This is a genomic window from Amycolatopsis sp. NBC_00345, assembly GCF_036116635.1.
Taxonomy (GTDB): domain Bacteria; phylum Actinomycetota; class Actinomycetes; order Mycobacteriales; family Pseudonocardiaceae; genus Amycolatopsis.
In genome coordinates, this window is the sequence record NZ_CP107995.1 from 6,049,593 (window position 1) to 6,064,019 (window position 14,427).

Below are 14,427 nucleotides of genomic sequence, written 5' to 3' on the forward strand. Positions count from 1 at the left end.
CGTGCAAGTGTTCGACTGGGGCGGGTAACTTGGAGGCATGGCCCTCTTTGACTCCCGCGGTTTCCTTCCTCTTTCCCGAGAACTGCTGTCCTGTAACGGAAGCCGCACCCGTGCCCGGAGATTCCGGCACGGGTGCGGCTCTTCTCGACCAGTCTCAGCGCGATGCACGCCAGCTCGTCGCCACCTGGAAACGAGGCGGCCGCGGGACCACCACTACCGGCGCACCGGACGAGGCTGTCCGAGACACGGCAGCGGCAGCCCCCACCGCAGACAGGACCGCGACCAGCGCCGCCAGCTCGGCATCGTCCGGTGAACCGCGCACGATGCGCACCTCCGGTGTGGTCGGCACGTCCATATCGGGTGTGGCCAACACATCCCCACCCGGCACGGTCGGCGGCGGCACCTCCGGCGTGCCCACCACATCCACGTCCGGCGCGGCCGACAGCCGCACCTCCGGCGCGGCCACCACATCCCCACCCGGTCTGGTCGGCAGCTGCACTTCCGACATGCCCACCACACCCACACCCGGCGCGGCCGACAGCCGCACTTCCGGCGTGGCCACCACACCCACGCTCGGCGCGGTCGGCGACGGCACCTCCGGCGTGGTCAACCCATCCACACCCGGTCTGGTCGGCAACTGCACCCCCGGCGCGCCCACCACACCCACACCCAGCGCGGCCACCAGCGGCACCTCCGGCGCGCCCATCAGACCGGCGGGTTCCCGTGCTTGCGCGCCGGGATGTCGGCGTGCTTGGTGCGCAGCATGGCCAGCGCGCGGATCAGCAGCGACCGCGTCTCGGCCGGCTCGATCACGTCGTCCACGAGCCCGCGTTCGGCCGCGTAGTACGGGTGCATCAGCTCGGTCCGGTATTCCTTGATCTTGAGGCGCCGCAAGGCTTCCGGGTCGTCGGCGGCCTTGATCTCGCGGCGGAAGATCACGTTGGCCGCGCCCTCCGCGCCCATCACCGCGATCTCGTTCGTCGGCCAGGCCAGGGAGACGTCCGTGCCGATCGAGCGCGAGTCCATCACGATGTACGCGCCGCCGTAGGCCTTGCGCAGGATCAGCTGGACTCGCGGCACCGTGGCGTTGCAGTAGGCGTAGAGCAGCTTCGCGCCGTGGCGGATGATGCCGCCGTGCTCCTGGTCGACGCCGGGCAGGAAGCCGGGCACGTCCACCAACGTCACGAGCGGGATGTTGAACGCGTCGCAGGTCTGCACGAACCGTGCGGCCTTCTCGCTGGCCTCGATGTCGAGCACGCCGGCCAGCATCGCCGGCTGGTTCGCGACGATGCCGACCACGTGACCGTCCAGCCGGGCCAGCGCGCACACCACGTTGGTCGCCCAGCCGGCATGCACCTGGAGGAACTCGCCGTCGTCGACGATCTCCTCGAGCACAGAGCACATGTCGTACGCGCGGCTCGAATCGGTGGGCACCAGGTCGAGCAGGCGGTCGGTGCTGCGATCGGCCGGGTCGTCGGTCGGCTCGTGCGGCGGAGCCTCGTTGTTGTTGGACGGCAACAGCGAAAGCAGGTAGCGCACGTCCTCGAGGCAGCTCTGCTCGTCGTCGTAGACGAACGCGGCTACGCCGGAGGTGGCGGCGTGCACGTCGGCGCCGCCGAGGCCGTTCTGCGTGATCTCCTCACCCGTCACCGCCTGCACGACGTCCGGTCCGGTGATGAACATCTGCGAGGTTTCGCGGACCATGAACACGAAGTCGGTCAACGCCGGCGAGTACGCCGCGCCACCCGCGCACGGCCCGAGCATCACGGAGATCTGCGGGATCACGCCGGAGCACCGCGTGTTGCGCTGGAAGATGCCGCCGTAGCCGGCGAGCGCGGTCACGCCCTCCTGGATCCGGGCGCCGGCGCCGTCGTTCAGGGAGACCAGCGGGGCGCCGGCGGCCTCGGCCAGGTCCATCACCTTGTGGATCTTCTGCGCGTGCGCCTCGCCCAGCGCGCCGCCGAAGATGCGGAAGTCGTGGGCGTAGACGAACACCGTCCGGCCGTGCACGGTCCCCCAGCCGCAGACCACGCCGTCGGAGTACGGGCGGCGGTGCTCCAGCCCGAACGCGGTGGCGCGGTGCCGGCGCAGGGCCTCGATCTCGGTGAACGAGCCCGGGTCGAGCAGCAGCTCGATCCGCTCGTGGGCGGTCAGCTTGCCGCGTTCGTGCTGCCGGATCGTCGCGGCGTCGTCCGGCCCGCGCCGCGCCTCTTCCTTGATCTCGCGCAGCTCCACGAGCCGGTTGCCGAAAGCGCCGTCTACAGCCAGTGCCTCAGACATGTGCCCGCCCCTTGTCGACAAGCCGATCCGCCAGGTACCGCAGGATCACGTCCTGGTGCCGGGTCAGGAAGAAGTGCCCGCCCGCCAGCGGCACCAGCTCGAAGCCCGCCGAAGTGTGCTCGGCCCACGAGGCGACCTCGTCCACGGACGCCACCGGATCGTCGGTCCCGGTGAACGCCACCACCGGCGTCGACAGGGGCGCGCCCGCGGTGTGGCGGTAGGTCTCGACCGCGCGATAGTCGTTGCGCACCACCGGGAGGATCATGCGGACCACGTCCTCGTCGCCCAGCAGGTCCATCTCGGTGCCGCTCAAGCGGCGCAGTTCGGCGATGACGCCGTCATCGGTGCGGGTGTGCACACTGTCGTCGCGCTGCCGGGAAGGCGCGCGCCGCCCGGAGACGAACAGCGCCGCCACGGGAGTGCCTGCCTGCTCGAGCCGGCGAGCCACCTCGTAGGCGACCATCGCGCCCATGCTGTGGCCGAACAGCGCCAGCGGCCGGTCGGTCTTGTCGCGCAGCAGCTCGGCGACGCGGTCGGCGATCGCGCCGATGCTGGTCAGGAACGGCTCGTGCCGCCGGTCCTGCCGCCCCGGGTACTGCACGGCGAGCACCTCGACGTCCGGCGCGAGTGACCTCGACACGGGGAAGTAGAACGTGGCCGAGCCACCGGCGTGGGGCAGGCACACCAGCCTGGCCTTCGCTTCGGGCGAGGGGTGGAACCGGCGAAACCAGTTCTCCTCGGCGTCCTCGGAACTTCCGACCATGTCGTCCCACCGCCTGTTCGTCTCACGAACCGGGGACACCACACCCCCCGGCGCCTTCTCGACAAGCCAAGCTAGCCCGGCGCGGCCTGTCGTAACGACCCCTAAAGCCCCCTAGCCAGAACCCTCCACTGTGGACTATTCAGGTCCGGGAACCGGAGCGTACGCAGGTGATCTACGGTGACGGGATGACTTCTCTGAGCCACGAACGCCTCTGCGCCGAGATCGTCGCACAATCGGAGCTGCTGCGGGACACCATCGAAGGAGCGGACCTGACCACCCCCGTCCCGTCGTGTCCCGGGTGGAACGCGGGGCAGCTGGTGCGGCACCTCGGCGGCGCGCAGCAGTGGGCCGGGAAAATCGTGCGGACCCGCGCGACGGGGCCGCTCCCGGACGAGCACTTCCGCGACCTCACGCCCTACGCGAACGAGGACCCGGCCGTCGTCGGGCCCTGGCTCGTCGAGGGCGCGACGAGGCTGGCCGAGGCGCTGCGCGAGGCCGGCCCGGAGGCGGAGGTGTGGACGCCGGTGCCCGGCCGCACGGGCGGGACCGCGGGATTCTTCGCGCGCCGCATGACACACGAGACGGTAGTGCACCGCGCCGACGCCACCCTCGCGCTGGGCGCCGAGTACACGCTCGCCGAGGACGTGGCGATCGACGCGCTCGACGAGTGGATGGAGCTGGGCTCGCTGCCGTTGCACCTCGAAGTCCGCCCGCAGGCCCGTGAGCTGCTCGGCCCCGGCCGGACGCTCCACTTCCACGCCACGGACGTCGCGCCGGAGCGGCACGCGGAGTGGGTCGTCGACCTGACCGGCGAGACGCTCGAGTGGCGGCGCGCGCACGAGAAGTCGGCCGTCGCGGTGCGCGGTCCACTCACCGACCTGCTGTTGATCGTCTACAAGCGCCGCCCGCCCCGCACCGAGAGCGTTGAGATCCTCGGCGACGAGCAGCTGCTCGACTTCTGGCTGGAGCGCGTCAGCTTCGGCTGACAATTACACAAAACGGACGACAAGGTGGCCCCGGGCCGGGCAGAATCGGCGACATGACTCCGACGTTTGTGCTCGTCCACGGCTCCAACGGCAACGGCCAGTACTTCGGCCCGCTGCAGCGTGAGCTGGCGCTGCTCGGCCACCGGTCGCTGGCTGTCGACCTGCCTGGGCACGGGAACGGCGGCGGGTTCTCGGCGGCGTACCAGGCGCAAGACCTGGCGGCGTTCGCCGAAGAGCCGTCGCCGCTGGCCGGCGTGACGCACGCCGACGGGGTCGCGCACGTGGTCGACGTCGTCCGGCGGGCCCACGAGCACGGGCCGGTGGTGCTGGCCGGGCACAGCCGGGGCGGGTTCGTGCTGACGAGCGTCGCCAACGCGGTGCCGGAACTGCTCGAACGCGTCGTGTACGTGTCGGCCTGGTGCTGCGTGGACAGCACGGCGGGCGAGTACGTGAACGGTCCCGAATACGCGTCGAGCGCACTGATGGACGTCGAGGGTCTCCTGGTCGGGGACCCGGCGAAGCTCGGCGCGTTGCGGATGAACTGGCGGACCGCCGACCCGGCGCTGCTGGCCACGCTGAAGCGCGCGCTGCTCGCCGACGGCACGGACAGCGAGTTCTACGCCTTCCTCGCCACCCTCGAACCGGACGAGAACCTCGACGCGGGCACCGACCGCGCCGCCGCGGGCACCTGGGGCCGCGTGCCGCACACCTACGTGCGGCTGACCGGCGACCAGAGCATCCCGGTCGCGCTTCAGGACCGGTTCATCACGGAGGCCGACGCGCTCACCCCGGACAACCCGTTCGACGTGCACTCCCTGGACAGCAGTCACCTCAGTGCGCTGCTGCGGCCGGCGGAGCTGGCGGGGATCGTGGCCGGGCGCGTCACACGCCTGTCGACGAGCCCGGCCGGATGATCATCAGCACGGTGACCACGGCCCACAGCAGGTTGAACACCCCGGTGACCATGCCTAGCCTCGCGGCGGGGCGGGTGTCGACGGCAGTCGCGACCCCACCACCGTCCTCGGCGACCGGCTCAGCGCCGACCTCGGCGAGCGCCGCGCGCTGCCCCGGCAGGACGAGCAGCACCAGCACGGCCGCCGCGACGGCCGTCAGCCCGATGGACACGAGCACCCAGGTGTCGCCGGTGACGCGCATGGTGCCCGCGACGGCGAACCCGAACACGGGCACCGCGATCCCCACCCACGCGTAGACGCGACAAATGCGGTACAGCAGCCGCAGAGTGCCGGCGTCGCCGCGCCTGAGGGCGGCGGGGAACATGCTGGCGGCCACGGCCACGGGCCCGACGGCGAGGATCGCCGCCAGCACATGGATCGACAGGAAGACTTTGCTCACGCCGATCACGCTAGCCCCGCCGCAGACCCGCCCGGAACCGGCTCGATCGCCTCGTTCCGCCGGATTCTCGCCACTGGCCCGGAAAGCCCCGATCGCGGCCGTCCGATCAGGACTCCGCCGCTGAAGCCCCGGCCGCCCCGATCCGGCGGCTCAGGACTCGGCCGCCCGAACTTCGCCGCCGGTTCAGCCGCGCGAACCCGGCCGATCAGATTCGGCCGCCCGGACTCGGCAGCCCGGATCCGGCCGCCTAGGACCCCGCGCTCCGGGCTCGGCGGCTCAGGACTCGGCGCTGCCCGGCACCTGGAGAGCGGAAAAGATCATCTCCCGCCGGAGCCGGAACCCGAGCGACTCGTACAGGCGGATGGCGTTGACGTTGGACGCCGCCGCGTGCAGGAAGGGCGTCTCGCCCCGGGCCCGGATGCCGGCGCCGACCGCGCGCACGAGCCGGGCGGCCAGCCCCCGCCCGCGGAACGCCGGGTCGGTGCAGACGGCGCTGATCTCGGTCCAGCCGGGCGGGTGCAGCCGCTCCCCCGCCATGGCGACGAGGGCACCCTCGTGACGGATGCCCAGGTAAGTGCCCAGGAAGACCGTCCGCGGCAGGAACGGCCCAGGCTGCGCCCGCGCGACGAGGTCGAGCATCTCCGGCACGTCGGCCTCACCCAGCCGCACAACGGCGAAATCCTCGGCACTCACAGCCTCGCCACGCGCGGCCTCGGCCCGCACAGCCCCGCCAACCCGCCCGCCCGCAACCCTCGACCCGCTCGCAGCAACACTCGCCTCAGCCGCCGAGCCTGGCTCACTCGCCACCAAACCCGCCTCAGTCACCAAACCCAGCCCGCTCGCAAGACCCACCTCGCCCGCCGAACCCGGCCCACCAGCAAGACCCGACGCGGTCACTGCCCCCGGCCCGGCAGCCGAGCCAGGTGCGGAGGTCAGCCCCGCACCGTCCAGCGGCGTCTCGGCCGGGCGACCACCCGACGCGGAGGCAAAGCCGCCCGCCCGAGCGGCAGCGTCCGGCCCAGCCACCAAACCCGCGACACTCGCCCCAGCCGCCAAACCCGGCCCACCCTCACGACCCAGCGAGGTCACCAACCCTGCCCCCTCAAGCTGAACCCCCGCCGTCTCCTGCAGGCGCGTCCACCCCTCCGGCGGCGCCGCCGCGCCACCGACGAGCACCACCGTCGCGCCGGGGCCGGCCAGGTCGGCGATGTCCTGCCAGAGGTGGTCGTCCGGGGCGTCGGGGATCGCGAGGAACGGGGTGACGTCCACGGGATACCGCAGCACCTGGCCCTTCTGCTCGGCGAAGTGCGCGTGCGGTCCCGTGAGGGCCGCCCACACGGGATTGTCCAGCGGCGACGAGCTCATCCTGCCTGCCATTCCGTGATCGGGGATCCCGATCCAGGATGCGTTCGGCGAGACGCCCGCCGCCACCGGATCCCACATGGTGAGTCACCGTGTGACGAGCGCCTCGAAGTACGGCTTCATCGCCGGGTAGTAGTCGTCGAACGACACCGGAGGCGCGGCGTCGCGGGCGGCGGCCAGGAGGTCCAGGTAGTACTCCCAGCCGGGACCGATTTCGCCGACGCCGCCGGTCCCGTCCAGGTGGTGCACCAGGCTCAGCTCGGTGCCATCGTCCACTTCGGACAACAGCAGCTCCATCCGCCACGCGCCAGCCTCGTCCGTCGCCGAGACGGCCAGGCGCCGCGGCGGCTCGCAGGCGTCGACGCGCAGCTCGAACCACGGCGTCTCCGCCTCGAACACCATCTTCACGCGGATCGTGCGCCCGGGGGCGGCGTCCCCCTCCCACGGCCCGAACCAGCGGGCCGTGCGCGACGGCTCGGTGACGTCGGCCCACACCTCGGCCACCAGCGCCGCGAACACACGCCGGAGCACGAGGTCGACGCCAGCCCCGGTGCAAATCAGCTGCCCGGCGGGCTCACCCATGACACTTCCCCTCACCGCAGAAGCAGAAGCGTCAGCGTAACCGCAAAACGGTCGAAACGGTCCGGACCCGCTCCTCCTCGTCACCGACCGGGCTGACCACCAGCTCGGTGACGCCGACGTCGCCGAACCGTCGCAGCTCGGCGGTCACCGCGTCCTCGGAGCCGGCCACCACCGTGTCCTCCGGGCCGGCCTTCCCTTGCGCCGCAAGCACTCGCCGGTAACTGGCGAACGCGCCGGCCCCGCCGAAGCGCGCCGCGATGTCCTGGCGGACTCGGTCGGGATCGGTGGTCACGCTGGCCATCACCGTCGCCACCACGCGGGGCGACGGCCGTCCCGCCTGGCGCGCGGCCTCGGTCACCTTCGGCACGATGTCCTCGCCCAGCAGATCGGCCCCGGTCCACACGGTCACCGTGCCGTCCGCCAGCTCCCCCGCCAGGCGCAGCATCACCGGCCCGAGCGCGGAGACCAGCACCGACGGCGCCGCGGCCCCCGGCACGTCGACGGTCCCGGTGGCGGCCAGCGACTCCCCGTGGAAGTCGACGGCCTCGCCCCGCAGCAACGGTTGCAGCACCTGCAGGTACTCGCGGACGTGCCGGGCCGGGCGGTCGTAGGACAGGCCGTACTGCCCCTCGATGATCTCCCGGTGGCTCGGCCCGATCCCCAGCGTCAGCCGCCCGCCGACGGCCGCCTGCACGGTCAGCGCCTGGCCCGCCAACGCGAGCGGATGACTCGCGAACGTGCGCACCACCGCGGTGCCGAGGCCGATCCGCGGCACCCGCTGCCCGACGAGCCCCGCGAGCGTGAGCGCGTCCCACGAAGTCAGCTGCGGCAGGAACACACTGTCCAGCCCCAAGCGCTCGGCCGCCGCGGCCTCCTCGACCACGGCGTCCAGACCCTGCGGACGGGCGGAGTAGAGCCCGATCTTCACAACTGCCCCCAAACGGAATCCTGAGTTCACCTTACGTCGCCGACCCTACCCTAAACTGAACCTCTACTTCCGCTTCCTGGGAAGGGGCTGGTCATGCGGGCGGACGCGGTGCGCAACCGCGAGCGGATCGTCACGAGCGCCGTGCGGCTGTTCACCGAACGCGGGCCCGACGTGCAGATGTGCGAGATCGCGGAGGCCGCGGGCCTCGGCGTCGGCACGCTCTACCGGCACTTCCCCGACCGGCAGGCGCTCGCGCTGGACATCGGCGTGGGCGCGCTGCGCGAGATGACGGAGTTCGCCGGCGTCGCCCGCGAGCGCGAGGATTCGGCGTGGGACGAGCTGCTCGCGCTCGTGCGGCATTGCGCGACGTTGCCGCTCCCGCTGGCGAAGTCGCTGTCGGAGCTGATGCCGGAGGAGGCCGGGCTGGCCGACCTGGAACGCTCCGTGAACGACCTGATGGCCGACCTCGTCGAGCGGGCCCAGAAAGAGGGCGCGGTACGGGCGGACGTCCCGCCGCGCGAGGTCGTGCGGTTGCTGAGCGTGGTGATCTGCCGTCCGGGCGCGCGCGCCGACGACTACCTGACCGTCGTGATGCTCGACGGGCTCCGGGCGAATTAGGACCGGAGCTGTCCTGAAGGCGGATTAGCTTGCGGGCACACCGTCGAAAGGAACCCGATGAGCAGCGTCGACCACAACCAGCCCCTCGGCACCCCCACCTGGGTCGACCTCGCCGTGACCGACCTGGAACGGGCGCGGGAGTTCTACGGCCGCGTGTTCGGCTGGGAGTTCGACGGCGGTGACTGCCTGCTGCGCGGCCTCCCCGTCGCGGGGCTGCGGCAGGCCGACAAGAACGGCCACGGCTGGGACGTCCACCTCGCCACCGAGGACATCGACGCGAGCGCCGCGGCCGTCCTCGCCGCCGGCGGCGCGCTGCTGGTCGAGCCGCACGACGTCGAGGGACGGGGGCGGGCCGCGTTCGCCGTGGACGCCGCCGGGGCGCGGTTCGGGCTGTGGCAGGGCCGCGGGTTCCCCGGCTGCCGGCTGGTGAACGAGCCGGACACCCTGGTGCGCAACGACTTGCTCACCCCCGCGGCCGCGAAGGCGCGCGACTTCTACTGCGCCGTCTTCGGCTTCACCCTCGACGGCAACGACGACCTGCCCGGCGCCGACTTCACGTTCCTGCGCCGCCCGGACGGCCACGAGGTCGGCGGCGTCTTCGCCGCCCCGGACACCACGGTTTCGGCCTGGGCCACCACCTTCGAGGTCGCCGACGCCGACGCGACGGTCGCGAAGGCCGCCGCGGCGGGTGGCGTGACCCGGCCCGCCGAGCCCACGCCGTATGGCCGCATGGCGACGATCACCGACCCGTTCGGCGCCGGGTTCACCGCGATCGCCCGCGGCTGAACCCACCGTCCACAGTGCACCGCCCGCCGAGCCGTCCTGGCAAGGCCTGCCCGAAAGTCATTGCGGCCGGCCCCGAAGGTGGCTAGACAGGACAGGTGGAACTCGATGAGCTGACCGGCCTCCCGGACACCCGCCTCCGCTTCGCCACCGAGGCGGACGCGGCGGAACTGCTGGTGCTGCAACGCTGCTGCTGGCTGCAGGAGGCGCTGCTGAACGACACCCTGGAGATCCCCGCGCTGCAGGAAAGCCTCGAGGACGTGCGTGAGTGGACGAAGTCGTGGCGCGTCTGGGTCGTGCGGCAGGGACCCCGGCTGGTGGGCGCGGTGCGCGGCAAGGTCGAGGACGGCGACTGGGAGGTCGGCCGGTTGATGGTGGCGCCGGACCTCGCCGGCCGCGGCCTCGGCCGGTTCCTGCTCGCCCACGTGGAGAGCCAGGCCCCCGCGGACCTGCGGCGGTTCACCCTGTTCACCGGGGCCAAGAGCACCCGCAACATCTCGATGTACGAACGGGCGGGCTACCGGCTTGTCGACCAGCCGGGGCCGGTGACGGGGCATATCGCGCACGCCGTGTTTCTGATGAAGGACCGCGCCTGACTCAGCCGGTGTGCAGGTGGGCGGCCAGCCGGCTGCGCAGGCCGCCCACATCGCCGAGCACGACGGTGAAGGCGTGGACCGGCCGGTAGCCCGCCGTGTTGTTCCAGCGGCCGCACGGCCCGGCGACGTAGAGGAAGCCGTCGGCGGGATCGGTGTGCGGGACAGACCAGATCTGCTCGCTGCCGCGGCCCGCGCCGGAGCGGCGGGCGCGCCAGAACTGCGGCGTCGCCATCACCTCGCCGAGCGCGGTGACGAGCCCGGGCACGTCCGTCTCGGGTAGCCCGAGGCCGCGGCCCGGCCATACGCGGGGCAGTGCGTCGGCGGGGGCGCCGGGCAGCGGGACGCATGTGAAGGTCACGTCGGCGTCCCCGACCTGGGCGGCCCAGACTTCAGCGGCCCAGACCTCAGCGCCGCATTGCCGCGGCGACCCGGTCGCCGTGATCCGCCGCATGATCCACTCCCTTCCGCGAAAGTGCGGCGAGTGAACCACGAAGCGGTCAAACCCGACTGGGCGATCACGGGTTCGTTCCTTCGCTGCCGGAGCTTTCCACCTCGGGGCTTTCACCGTCGGAGCGGCTTTCCGCGGCCCGCGCCCGGCTCGGCGGCCACCGGGCCCACCCGGCGGGGTGAACGGTGTCACCCCAGCGCCGCCGGCCCCGGGCGAAGGCCGCCCAGCCGGGACGGCCGTCGCCCCGGATTCCGCTCAGCCGAGCGGAATCTCCGCCTTGTGCTCCACCAGCCAGTCCTCCAGCGACTTCAGCCGCGGGTTGATCTCGCGGACCCGATCAAGATCACGCGCGGCGATGAACGAGCCCGAGGCGTCGGCGTAGAACTGGTACATGTTCGCGACCTCCTCGGCACCCGGGAAGCCGGCCGCCCGCACCTGCGCGTGGCTCAGCGGGCGGTAGACCACCTTTTCGCCCAGCACCCCGGTGAACAGCTCCGCCAGCTCGTCACCCGTGTAGTGAGCGCCGGCGAGGCCGACCGTACGGCCGATGTACCGGCCGCCCGCCAGGAAGATGCCGTACGCGGTGCGCCCGATGTCCTCGGCCGCGACGAGCGCCATCACCTTGTCGTCCATCGGGTTCGTGAGGACGAGCTGCCCGTCGGCGTCGCGGTTCGGGCCCTGACCGGCCAGGAACGACTCGTAGTAGAACGTCGTCTCGAGGAACGTGGTCGGCACCCCGGCCGCAGTGAAGAACGCGTTCGCCTCGCCCTTGGCGTCGAAGTGCGGCACCTTGTAGACCTCCAGCAGGTCCGGCAGCTCGCTGCCCAGGTGCGCGAAATGCGGCCGGGTGTCCTCCAAAGTGGACCAGACGACGTGCTTGAGGCCCGCGTCCTTCGCCGCGCGCGCCGCGATCGCGGCCTGGTCCAGTTCCAGCTGCGCCCGCGTGCGCGCCGCTTCCTCCTCCGGGGTGCGCTGCACCCAGAAGTTGGTGACGACAAACGCGCCGTACGCGCCGTCGAAAGCGCGCCGGACGGAGTCGAAGTCGTCGAGGTCCGCTTCGACGACCTCCGCGCCGCGCGCGGCCAGCTCCTTCGCCGCCGGCGAGTCCGCGCTGCGGGTCACCGCGCGCACCGCGAACGGCCCGTCCTCGTCGTCGAGGATCGCTCGCGCCAGACCACCGCCCTGCGAACCGGTCGCTCCCACTACGGCAATGATCTTCTTGTCGGTCATGACTTGCTGCCTTCCTTCTCTTCGGTGTTCCGGTCTGCTGCCACGAGTTCGCGCACCAGCGGCGCGACCCGGGTCCCGTAGAGCTCGATGTTGCGGAGCACCGCACCGCGCGGCACCCCGCCGAGCCCGTACTTGAGGTCGAAGCGCGAAGCCCCGAGGGTCTTGAGCGTCGCCGCGATCTTGCGGGCGACGGTTTCCGGCGAGCCGACGTACCAGGAGCCGTGCCCGGAAACCTCCTGTTCGAAGGTCTCGCGGGTCGGCGCGCGGAAGCCGCGCTGGCGCGAGACCCGCGTGAGCACCTCGACGTAGTGCGGGTACAGCTCCTCCCGCGCGGCCTCGTCGGTGTCGGCGACGTGGCCCGGCGAGTGCACGCCGATCGCGCGCCGCGGCTTGTCCAGCCGCCGCTGCACCTCGCGGAACAGCTCGGCGAACGGCCGGAACCGCGAGGACGGCCCGCCGATGATGGCGAGCATCAGCGACATGCCGTACTTCGCCGTCCGCAGCACCGACTCGGGGCTGCCGCCGACCCCGATCCACGCCGGGATCGGCCCGGCCTCGGTGCGCGGCACGACCTCCTGCCCGGTGAGCGCCGGGCGCATCCGGCCGGACCACGTCACCGGCTTCTCTTCGAGCAGCCGCGAGAACAGGTCGACCTTCTCCTCGAACAGCTCGTCGTAGTCCGCCAGGTCGTAGCCGAACAGCGGGAACGACTCGGTGCTGGAACCGCGGCCGAGAATCACCTCCGCGCGGCCGTGTGACAGCGCGTCGAGCGTCGAGTAGCGCTGGAACACCCGCACCGGGTCGTCGGAGCTGAGCACGGTGACGGCGGAGCCGAGGCGGATCCGCGACGTCTTCGCCGCGATCGCCGACAGCACCACGTCGGGCGCCGAGAGCGGCATGTCGGCGGTGTGGTGCTCGCCGATGCCGAAGAAGTCCAGCCCCGCCTGATCCGCGAGCACGCCGTGCTCGACCAGCCCCCGGATCGTCTCGGCGTGGCTGACCGGGGCGCCGTGGTCGTCGGCGAGGACGTCGCCGAACGTGTCCAGTCCCAGGGTGACCCCGGCCGCCGGCGCCGTGAGCGAATACTTCGTCATGCCATGAGGTTGAACCCTCACGTACCTCTCGTGCCGCACCACACGGTGGGTACCCACGGGAGGGGACGGCAGGGTCGGCCGTCCCGGGAAAGGATGGGGCCATGAGCGAGCAGCGGTACACCGAACTCGGGGACTTCCTGCGCTCCCGCCGGGCGGCGCTGTCCCCCGCGGAGTCCGGCGTCCCGACCTACGGCACCCCGCGGCGAGTGCCGGGGCTGCGCCGCGAAGAGGTCGCGCAGCTCGCCGGCGTGAGCGTGAACTACTACACCCGCCTGGAACAGGGCGAGAGCCATCAGATGTCCGACTCGGTGATGGAGGCGATCGCGAACGCGCTGCGCCTCGACGAGAGCGAACGGCTGCACCTGCTGCGCCTGGCCTGGCCCGCGCAGGTGGCCCGCCGTGAGATCGGGCCCGAATCGGTGCGCCCCGCGGTGCACGCGCTCGCCGAGAGCATCACCGGCCAGGCCGCGGTGATCGTCGGCCGCCGCGCGGACCTGCTCGGCGGGAACCGGCTCGGTTTCGCGCTGCTGGGCGTCGGCCCCGGCGAGCGGCCCAACATGACCAAGCGGATGTTCCTCGAGCCGTCGATGCGCGACCTGCTGGTGGACTGGGAGAACCAGGCGCGGTCCACCGTCGCGTTCCTGCGGATGGCGTCGGGCGACCAGCCGGACGACGTGCTGCTGGCCGAGCTGGTGGGCGAGCTGAGCATCAAGAGCCCGGAGTTCGCGCGGATCTGGGCCACGCACCCGGTGGCCGAATGCCTGCACGCGGTGCGCGAGTACGACCATCCGCTCGTCGGGCGGCTGACGCTGAACGAGGAGAGCCTCCGCCTGCCCGACGACCCGGGCCAGCGCGTGATCTTCAGCGGCGCCGAGCCGGGCTCGCCCTCGGCGGAGCGGCTGGCGCTGCTGGGCTCGCTGATCTCCTAAAGCTCGTCGAAGACCAGGACGGTGTGGGTCGAGAGCACGTCCGGCATCGACTGGAGCCGTTCGAAGACCAGGTCGCGCAGGCTGTCCGCGTCGCGGGTGCGGACGAACAGGATGAGGTCGTTGTCACCCGAGACGAGGCCGCCGTGCTCGATCTCGGCGATCTGCTTGAGCGCCGTGCGCACCGTGCGCCACGAGTTCTGCGTGACCTTGAGGTAGACGTACGCGGAGAGGCCCTGACCCATCCGGCGAGGGTCGGTGACCGCGGCGTACCCGGTGATCACGCCCTCGCGGTGCAGCCGCTCCACCCGGGTGTAGCAGCCCGCGCGTGAGATGTGCGCCCGCTCGGCCAGCGCGCGCATCGACGCCCGGCCGTCGGCCTTCAGCTCGGCGATCAGCTTCAGGTCGACCTCGTCGAGTTTCACGTCGGCTCCGCCGGGAGCGGCCGCCATTCGTCCATCCGACTCGGGCATCCGTG

At 72.0% G+C, this 14,427-nt stretch carries 17 protein-coding genes; 6 read left to right on the forward strand and 11 right to left on the reverse strand.

The genetic code is table 11. The features are described from left to right. Positions 1-154: 154 nt before the first annotated feature. Genes OG943_RS26855 through OG943_RS26865 form a run of 3 tightly spaced genes read right to left on the reverse strand, consistent with a single transcriptional unit; the run spans position 155 to position 3,043 of the window. On the reverse strand, positions 155-682 hold the full coding sequence (locus OG943_RS26855; RefSeq protein ID WP_328603695.1) for an acyl-CoA carboxylase epsilon subunit: 528 nt from the start codon (positions 680-682) through the stop codon (positions 155-157). 23 nt (positions 683-705) lie between these two features. Further along, positions 706-2,280, reverse strand: coding sequence for an acyl-CoA carboxylase subunit beta (locus OG943_RS26860; protein ID WP_328603696.1), 1,575 nt, complete (start codon positions 2,278-2,280; stop codon positions 706-708). Continuing rightward, entirely contained in the window at positions 2,273-3,043 is a 771-nt protein-coding gene (locus tag OG943_RS26865; protein ID WP_328603697.1) for a thioesterase II family protein, read from the reverse strand. The genes OG943_RS26860 and OG943_RS26865 overlap by 8 nt, the downstream gene beginning before the upstream one ends. 185 nt (positions 3,044-3,228) lie before the next feature. Here OG943_RS26865 and OG943_RS26870 point away from each other — a divergent pair, with 185 nt between their 5' ends. Together OG943_RS26870 and OG943_RS26875 are read left to right on the forward strand one after the other, a co-directional pair. Beyond that, positions 3,229-4,029: a maleylpyruvate isomerase family mycothiol-dependent enzyme gene (locus tag OG943_RS26870; protein WP_328603698.1), complete on the forward strand. Its 801-nt coding sequence runs from the start codon at positions 3,229-3,231 to the stop codon at positions 4,027-4,029. A 53-nt stretch (positions 4,030-4,082) separates the two neighbouring features. Then, positions 4,083-4,943, forward strand: a complete 861-nt coding sequence (locus OG943_RS26875; protein ID WP_328603699.1) for an alpha/beta hydrolase — start codon at positions 4,083-4,085, stop codon at positions 4,941-4,943. Here the strand turns inward: OG943_RS26875 and OG943_RS26880 are convergent. From OG943_RS26880 to OG943_RS26895, 4 genes are all read right to left on the reverse strand, one after another. Then, on the reverse strand, positions 4,912-5,382 hold the full coding sequence (locus OG943_RS26880; RefSeq protein ID WP_328603700.1) for a DUF2269 family protein: 471 nt from the start codon (positions 5,380-5,382) through the stop codon (positions 4,912-4,914). The two genes, OG943_RS26875 and OG943_RS26880, sit on opposite strands and share 32 nt — an antisense overlap. 276 nt (positions 5,383-5,658) lie before the next feature. Continuing rightward, a complete protein-coding gene (locus OG943_RS48450; protein WP_442874812.1) occupies positions 5,659-6,279 on the reverse strand; it encodes a GNAT family N-acetyltransferase in 621 nt (206 codons plus the stop codon). A gap of 552 nt (positions 6,280-6,831) precedes the next feature. Next, positions 6,832-7,326, reverse strand: a complete 495-nt coding sequence (locus tag OG943_RS26890) for an SRPBCC domain-containing protein (RefSeq protein WP_328603701.1) — start codon at positions 7,324-7,326, stop codon at positions 6,832-6,834. Between the two features lie 31 nt (positions 7,327-7,357). After that, the gene (locus OG943_RS26895; protein WP_328603702.1) at positions 7,358-8,266 is read right to left on the reverse strand and encodes a TIGR03564 family F420-dependent LLM class oxidoreductase; all 909 of its coding nucleotides are present in this window, start codon (positions 8,264-8,266) and stop codon (positions 7,358-7,360) included. A gap of 81 nt (positions 8,267-8,347) precedes the next feature. Here OG943_RS26895 and OG943_RS26900 point away from each other — a divergent pair, with 81 nt between their 5' ends. The 3 genes from OG943_RS26900 (at position 8,348) to OG943_RS26910 (ending at position 10,251) form a co-directional block, all read left to right on the forward strand. After that, on the forward strand, positions 8,348-8,872 hold the full coding sequence (locus tag OG943_RS26900) for a TetR/AcrR family transcriptional regulator (RefSeq protein WP_328603703.1): 525 nt from the start codon (positions 8,348-8,350) through the stop codon (positions 8,870-8,872). 57 nt (positions 8,873-8,929) lie between these two features. Continuing rightward, positions 8,930-9,658 (forward strand): VOC family protein, encoded by a 729-nt coding sequence (locus tag OG943_RS26905; RefSeq protein WP_328603704.1) that lies wholly within the window; start codon positions 8,930-8,932, stop codon positions 9,656-9,658. A gap of 95 nt (positions 9,659-9,753) precedes the next feature. Beyond that, positions 9,754-10,251: a GNAT family N-acetyltransferase gene (locus OG943_RS26910; RefSeq protein WP_328603705.1), complete on the forward strand. Its 498-nt coding sequence runs from the start codon at positions 9,754-9,756 to the stop codon at positions 10,249-10,251. Between the two features lies 1 nt (position 10,252). On the opposite strand, the gene OG943_RS26915 is transcribed toward OG943_RS26910, so the two are convergent. From OG943_RS26915 to OG943_RS26925, 3 genes are all read right to left on the reverse strand, one after another. Further along, entirely contained in the window at positions 10,253-10,702 is a 450-nt protein-coding gene (locus tag OG943_RS26915) for a hypothetical protein (protein ID WP_328603706.1), read from the reverse strand. A gap of 252 nt (positions 10,703-10,954) precedes the next feature. Next, positions 10,955-11,929 (reverse strand): NmrA/HSCARG family protein, encoded by a 975-nt coding sequence (locus OG943_RS26920; RefSeq protein ID WP_328603707.1) that lies wholly within the window; start codon positions 11,927-11,929, stop codon positions 10,955-10,957. Continuing rightward, positions 11,926-13,023 carry an LLM class flavin-dependent oxidoreductase gene (locus OG943_RS26925; RefSeq protein ID WP_328603708.1) on the reverse strand — a complete coding sequence of 366 codons (1,098 nt, stop codon included), beginning with the start codon at positions 13,021-13,023 and terminating at the stop codon, positions 11,926-11,928. Before OG943_RS26925 ends, OG943_RS26920 begins: the two co-directional genes overlap by 4 nt. A gap of 101 nt (positions 13,024-13,124) precedes the next feature. Between OG943_RS26925 and OG943_RS26930 the strand changes: the two genes are divergently transcribed. Then, positions 13,125-13,952: a helix-turn-helix transcriptional regulator gene (locus OG943_RS26930; protein ID WP_328603709.1), complete on the forward strand. Its 828-nt coding sequence runs from the start codon at positions 13,125-13,127 to the stop codon at positions 13,950-13,952. Here OG943_RS26930 and OG943_RS26935 read toward each other — a convergent pair. Continuing rightward, entirely contained in the window at positions 13,949-14,422 is a 474-nt protein-coding gene (locus OG943_RS26935; protein ID WP_328603710.1) for an Lrp/AsnC family transcriptional regulator, read from the reverse strand. The two genes, OG943_RS26930 and OG943_RS26935, sit on opposite strands and share 4 nt — an antisense overlap. Between the last annotated feature and the right edge of the window lie 5 nt (positions 14,423-14,427).